At 64.9% G+C, this 6,035-nt stretch carries 8 protein-coding genes; 4 read left to right on the top strand and 4 right to left on the bottom strand.

Features of this window, described 5'->3' with window-relative positions; genetic code table 11:
- Nucleotides 1–16: 16 nt before the first annotated feature.
- The 4 genes from V7D81_RS22745 to V7D81_RS22730 all read right to left on the bottom strand — a co-directional run bounded on the left by V7D81_RS22745 (nucleotide 17) and on the right by V7D81_RS22730 (nucleotide 4,131).
- Nucleotides 17–787, bottom strand: a complete 771-nt coding sequence (locus tag V7D81_RS22745; protein ID WP_324320631.1) for an enoyl-CoA hydratase/isomerase family protein — start codon at nucleotides 785–787, stop codon at nucleotides 17–19.
- Between the two features lie 30 nt (nucleotides 788–817).
- Nucleotides 818–2,125 (bottom strand): cytochrome P450, encoded by a 1,308-nt coding sequence (locus V7D81_RS22740; RefSeq protein WP_324320629.1) that lies wholly within the window; start codon nucleotides 2,123–2,125, stop codon nucleotides 818–820.
- A gap of 233 nt (nucleotides 2,126–2,358) precedes the next feature.
- On the bottom strand, nucleotides 2,359–3,234 hold the full coding sequence (locus tag V7D81_RS22735; RefSeq protein WP_324320628.1) for an LLM class F420-dependent oxidoreductase: 876 nt from the start codon (nucleotides 3,232–3,234) through the stop codon (nucleotides 2,359–2,361).
- Between the two features lie 36 nt (nucleotides 3,235–3,270).
- The gene (locus V7D81_RS22730; RefSeq protein ID WP_324320626.1) at nucleotides 3,271–4,131 is read right to left on the bottom strand and encodes an HAD family hydrolase; all 861 of its coding nucleotides are present in this window, start codon (nucleotides 4,129–4,131) and stop codon (nucleotides 3,271–3,273) included.
- Nucleotides 4,132–4,279: 148 nt separating this feature from the next.
- Between V7D81_RS22730 and V7D81_RS22725 the strand changes: the two genes are divergently transcribed.
- The 4 genes from V7D81_RS22725 to V7D81_RS22710 all read left to right on the top strand — a co-directional run bounded on the left by V7D81_RS22725 (nucleotide 4,280) and on the right by V7D81_RS22710 (nucleotide 5,969).
- Nucleotides 4,280–4,603: an ArsR/SmtB family transcription factor gene (locus V7D81_RS22725; protein ID WP_324320625.1), complete on the top strand. Its 324-nt coding sequence runs from the start codon at nucleotides 4,280–4,282 to the stop codon at nucleotides 4,601–4,603.
- Nucleotides 4,604–4,614: 11 nt separating this feature from the next.
- Nucleotides 4,615–5,040 (top strand): SRPBCC family protein, encoded by a 426-nt coding sequence (locus V7D81_RS22720; RefSeq protein WP_442958374.1) that lies wholly within the window; start codon nucleotides 4,615–4,617, stop codon nucleotides 5,038–5,040.
- Nucleotides 5,041–5,043: 3 nt separating this feature from the next.
- Nucleotides 5,044–5,511, top strand: a complete 468-nt coding sequence (locus tag V7D81_RS22715; RefSeq protein WP_324320621.1) for a DUF1801 domain-containing protein — start codon at nucleotides 5,044–5,046, stop codon at nucleotides 5,509–5,511.
- Nucleotides 5,512–5,606: 95 nt separating this feature from the next.
- Nucleotides 5,607–5,969: a DUF1801 domain-containing protein gene (locus V7D81_RS22710; RefSeq protein WP_324320633.1), complete on the top strand. Its 363-nt coding sequence runs from the start codon at nucleotides 5,607–5,609 to the stop codon at nucleotides 5,967–5,969.
- Nucleotides 5,970–6,035 lie beyond the last annotated feature (66 nt).

The raw sequence follows: 6,035 nt of genomic DNA, 5'->3' as shown, positions 1-6,035 counted from the left end.
GGAAGAAACAAGAACCCTACTTTCCCTGAAACCGCCCCGGACGCCGTTCGGTCATCGCGCGCACGCCTTCGGCGAAGTCCTCGGTGACCTTCAGCTTGAGCTGTTCCCGATGCTCGTGCGCGAGCGCGGCGCGAATGTCATCGACCAGACCGAGCCGCAGCGTTTCGCGCGTGGAGAGCAGCGAGAGCGGCGCGTTCTCCGCGATCCGGTTGGCGAAGGCGAGCGCGGCGTCGATCAGGCCATCGGCCGGCGCCATCGCGTCGATCAGTCCCCAGTCGGCAACGTCTTCGGCCTTGTAACGATCGCCGGTAAGAAACATCTGCGCCGCACGCTGTTGCCCGATCACGCGCGGCAGCGAATGCGTCAAGCCGAATCCCGGGTGAAACCCGAGCTTCACGAAGTTGGCGGCGAAGCGCGCCTCCGGCGTCGCCACGCGAAAGTCCGCGGCGAGCGCAAGACCGAGGCCCGCGCCGACGGCCGCACCCTGTACCGCGGCGATGATCGGCTTGCGGCTGGCGAAAATGCGGATGGCCTGCGCATAGAACTCGGCCAGCGGATCGTCGCCGGCCGCGCCGAACCCATTCGGCGATACGAGGTCCGCACCGGCGCAGAACGCCTTGCCCTCGGAAGCGAGTACGACAGCGCGCACGTGCGCATCGGCATCGAGCGCATCGAGCCTGTCGGCGATCTGCTGCAGCAGACCCACGGTGGCGAAATTCTGCGGAGGATTGCGGAACGTCAGCAGCCGCACGTGACCGTGCGACTGCACATCGATCTGTTCATTCATGGGTTCAGCGCCTGGGAAAAGGCGCTCACCCTAGCAGGCTGGCCTGCCGGCGGCCAGCCAGGCCGCCCGTTTGCGCAACCGCACCGGCAGGCTCTTCAGGCCGCGCAGGATGACCATGCTGCTGCTGAGATCGAGTTCGTCCAGCGATACGGCAAGTTCCAGCGATTCCACGGAGTTCACGATCTCGCGGATCGCGCACTTCATTTCCTGGCGCGCGAGCATGGCGCCCAGGCAGTAGTGCACGCCGATGCCGAAGGCCAGGTGCTGGTTGGTGTTGCCGCGGTCCATGTCGAATTTGTCGGCGTCGGCAAAGCGCTGCGCGTCGCGATTGCCGGACGCCCAGCACAGCAGGACCAGCGAACCGGCTGGAATCGTCTTGCCGCCGAGCTGCGCTTCCTGCTTCACGATGCGCGGCAGGGTCGGCACGGGCGAGTAGAAGCGCAGCACTTCCTCGACGAACTTGCCGATCTCCTTGTCCTGTTCCTTGTCCTTCGTCGACTGCAGGCGCTTGAGCAGGTCGGGGTGCGTGGCGAGCGCGTGCATCGAGAAGGCGATGCCGTTGCGCGTCGTGTCCACGCCGCCGGCAATGGCCGTGGTCGTGATCGCCATGAGTTCGCGGTCCGTGAGCTGCGGCGCGTCGGAATCCTCGATGCGCGCGTGCACGAGTCCGGAGATGAGATCCGGGCGCGGGTTGACGCGCCGGTCATCGATCGCCTCGCGGGCGAAGCGCTGCAGCTGCATGACGTTCTCGGCGTGCTGCAGGAGTTCTTCCTTCGTGCCGCCCGCGCCGACGTGCGCCACCATCGAGTCGGCGCCGCGACTGACTTCGTCGATGCGATCCAGCGGCAGGCCCAGCGTGTCGCAGATGACGCGGATGGGAATCGGCATGGCGAATTCGCGGACCAGATCCGCGCTGCCCGCATCGAGGAACTTCGCCACCTGGTCGCGGCAGATGCCGACCACGCCGGCTTCCATGCGCGACACCACCGGTCCGGTGAAGGCATGCGAAATCAGCTTGCGGCGACGCGTGTGCAGTTCGCCGTCGACTTTGAAGCTGTCGGCCGGGTCCAGCACCATGAGGCCCTGCGACCGGATGTATTCGTCCACCTCGGGCTGGAACGGCGAACGCACGGCAGCCGATACGCGCATCTCATCCGAGAACACTTCGGTGTTGCGCGCGGCCTCGACGATGTCCTCGTGCCGCGTCACCAGCCACGTGCGCATCTTCTCGTCCAGGTGCACGGGATCTTCCGCACGCAGGCGCTCGAAGTACGGATAGGGGTTCTGCATCACCCGCGGATCGGCGAGGGTGAGACTACTGAGCGGCGGCTGCGTCATCGGATCGACCCGTCGTGTAGGAAAAGACAGGCGCCGAACATACCAGAGCCGCGCCCCCGCCCCGCCGGGTCGCCGGGAGCACTACCGGCCGAGTCAACAGGCGCTGCGGCGGCAGCCAAGAGTACCGGCTGCGCCTGGCGTCTTCTTTCTTCCTGTGGGGACGGCTTCAGCCGGCCTGCGTCCAGCGCCTGAGGCCGGCTGAAGCCGGCCCCACAGGAAGAGCAAGACGGGAACTAGAAGCCTGCAACCGCCGGAATGATCTCGCGGCCGAACGTTTCGATGGGCGCGATCTCGTGCACGTTCGGCATGTTGAAGATAACGTGCTGCACGCCGACGTCCGCGAAACCGCGACACTTTTCGATCACGTCTTTCGCGCTCATCTTTCCGGGCGCCAGATGCACGGTATTGAGTATCGTCGTCTCGATGGTGCCGAAGTCGCGGCCCAGCCGGTCGCAATGCTGCTTCAGTACGTCCAGCTTGGCCTTCACTGCCGGCGGATCGCCGAACAGGTTGCATGCATCCGCGTACTGCGCCACCAGTCGCAAGGTTTTCTTCTCGCCGCCGCCGCCGATCATGATGGGCAGGTGCGGGCGCGACAGCGGCTGCGGACTGCACAGCGTCTGTTCGAGCTGGAAATGCCTGCCGCGATAGGGGCCGTTGTCGCTGGACCACATCTGTTTCGCGATCTGCAGCGTCTCCTCCAGCCATTCGAATCGCTCCGCGATCGGCGGAAACGGCGTGCCGAGGCCGCGCGACTCCTGTTCGTTCCAGGCGGCACCGACGCCGAACCAGGCACGACCGCCGGAGAGCACGTCGAGCGTCGTGACCGTCTTGATGAGAATGCCGGGATGACGATAGGTCACGCCCGTCACCAGCGTTCCCAGCTGGATCTGCTTCGTCACGGCCGCCATGAAGGTCAGCGCCGAATAGCCTTCGAGCATCTCCATCTCGGGCGGCCCGACGTAACTGATCTGGAAGAAATGATCCATGACCCACAGGCTGCGAAAGCCGGCCGTGTCGGCGGTGCGCGCGATGTTCGCGAGCGTCGGGCCGATGGCCGCGGCGCCGCCGGGCCAGGTGAAATTGGGAATCTGCAATCCGACTTTCATGGGCGCTCTCCGCAACCGATCGCGCAGTAGCCTGCGTCAGTGCGGCGGCCCAAGTCCAGTCGTGAACGTCGCATGCAGCCACGCGCCGACGGAGTCCACTGGCGTGTACTGCGCCCGCAGGGTCGTCGGTGCATTCCGCACGACGACGGCGCGACAGGCCCACTGCAGCAGATCCTGATCGTTGTAATCGTTGCCGATGGCCCAGGTGTCCTCGCGCGAAATGGCGTGCGTGCGCGCTATCCACGCCGCAGCCTGGGATTTGGATGCGCCCGGCGCGAAGGCTTCGATCCACAGGCTGCGGCCATCGAGCGGCGACGTGGCGCGGATCACGCTCAGTCCGGGCAGTTCGCGGCGCAGCTTGTCGAACGGCTCCGCCGCATCGGCGTCCGATGACACGGCAAGCAACTGACTCGCGGGACTGTCCGCCGCGCCGTGCTCGAAGGCGCGGCCTTCGGCGACATAGCGCGCCAGTCGCCGCTCGAAATCGGCATTGGGCTTGCCGGTACGATGAAAACGGAAAATGTGCTGGTCGGGAATGGGCGCGTGAATCATGAAGTCGAGTTCATGACCGAGAAACGTGCGGACGGCGAGTTCGGTCTGCTGCGGCTGCAGGGTGTGCGCGACCAGCAACTGCTGAGTGCGCCAGTCGAGAATGCCGGCGCCGGAAGAGAAGACCAGATAGTCGATCGGGAACTCCGCGGGGATGACGTGCCGCGCCGTCGCCAGCGCACGGCCGGTGGCGATCGCGCGTACGACGCCGTTCGCGCCGAGCGTGTGCAGCGCCTGCACGTCGCGCGGGTCGAAGGGCTGGCCGCGCATGAGCAGGGTGCCGTCGAGATCGCATACGAGAAGACGCAGCATCGAATCGTCCGTCCGCTTTTCGATGACGCGGAGCATATACATCAGCGGGCCGTATCATCAGCCCGACTTCGCTGCGCCCGCCATGTCGTCATATTCATATCCATCTGGATATGTAAAAATTATAAAAATCCCTGTGTTTTTCACATGTATTTACATTAAATATCCAATCAGTTATTAATCAGGCATGCCGAATCCTCGCGATGTACTTTTCCGCACACTCGCCGACCCGACCCGGCGGGCCATCTTCGAGCAGCTGTGTCGCGAGGGCGAACAGACGGTCGGCGCGCTGACGGCCGGCGCCGGCATCTCGCAGCCCGCCGTCTCGAAGCATCTGGGCGTGCTGAAGCAGGCCGGCCTGGTGCGCGATCGTCATGAAGGCCGCCAGACCCATTACAGCGCGCAGGTCGCGGCGCTCTCCCCTCTCATCGACTGGACCCGCCAGATGGCCAGCTTCTGGCAGAGCCGGTTCGACCGCCTCGAAGATCTACTGCGAAGGATGGACCAATGAACTCACGATCGATGAACGCGAACGAGACGCTCGCCGTCGTCGCCGAACGGGAATTTCCTTTTCCGGCGGAAAAGCTGTGGCGCGCGCTGACGCAGCCGCACCTGATCGAGGAATGGCTCATGAAGAACGACTTCAAGGCGGCGGTGGGCCATCGCTTCAATCTTCGCGGCGACTGGGGCGGCGTGCTCGACTGCGAAGTGCTCGCCATCGAGCCGCACCGCACGCTCTCCTACACCTGGAATTTTGCGCACGATGACCCGGCCTTCGCGCTGCAGAGCGTGGTCACGTTCACGCTGACGCCGACGGGCAGAGGCACGCATCTGCGCATGGAACAGTCGGGCTTCCGGCCGGAGCAGAAACAGGCCTACGGCGGCGCACGGCATGGATGGCAGCAGTTCCTGGCGAAGCTGGAACAGGTCGTCGCGCGGACGGAGTGAACGATGAAAGCGAAGAAGACGGCCGCAAAGCGCAGGACCATAGCGAAAGCGCCGCGCGACGCGAATGCAAAGCCCATCCTGCTGTCGGGCGGCAATCCGCAGATCGCGAAGGGCTACGGCGACGCACCCGTGCAGGCCTACATCGCCGCGATGCCGGGCTGGAAGAGCGCGCTCGGCCGCCGGCTCGACACGCTCATCGAGCGCACCGTTCCCGGCGTGAGCAAGGCAGTCAAATGGAACTCGCCGTTCTATGGCGTCGAGGGCCAGGGCTGGTTTCTCAGCCTGCACGTGTTCACGAAGTACGTGAAAGTGGCTTTCTTCCGCGGCTCGTCGCTGCGGCCCATGCCGCCCGGCGAATCGAAGCAGAAGGAAGTCCGCTATCTCGACATCCGCGAGGACCCGCCGCTCGACGAGGATCAGTTCGTCGCGTGGGTGAAGCAGGCCAGCCGGTTGCCCGGCGAAAAGATGTGAAGGAGCGACGGCCATGAAAAAAAAAATCCGCGACCTCCGCGACGAAGCGCAAGCGCAGTCCGACGGCAGCCAAGGAGGCAGACGCTTCCGCCAGGATCGATGCGCGCATCGAGGAACTGGCCGACTGGCGCGGCGAGACGCTCGCGCGCATCCGCAGGATCATCCGGCAGGCCGATCCCGACGTCGTCGAGGAATGGAAATGGCGCGGCGTGCCGGTGTGGTCGCATGCCGGCATCCTCTGCACCGGCGAGAGCTACAAGAGCGTCGTGAAAATGACGTTCGCCAGGGGCGCTTCGCTGCCGGACCCGTCGCGCCTCTTCAACTCGAGCCTCGAAGGCAACACCCGTCGCGCCATCGATGTTCGCGAAAAAGAGAAGATCGATGAGAAGGCGCTGCAGGCGCTGGTGCGCGCGGCGGTGGCGTTGAATCTGTCGAAGAAGAAGGCCGGATTGAGATGAGGGTTTCTGTGGGTCAGGCTTTAGCCCACTAGTGTCCGGTTAAGCCACTACCGCGCGCGCGGAACT

The sequence above is a fragment of the Povalibacter sp. genome, assembly GCF_036735925.1.
GTDB lineage: Bacteria > Pseudomonadota > Gammaproteobacteria > Steroidobacterales > Steroidobacteraceae > Steroidobacter.
Note: the sequence above shows the minus strand (reverse complement) of the source record. Positions and strands in the feature narration are given on the sequence as shown.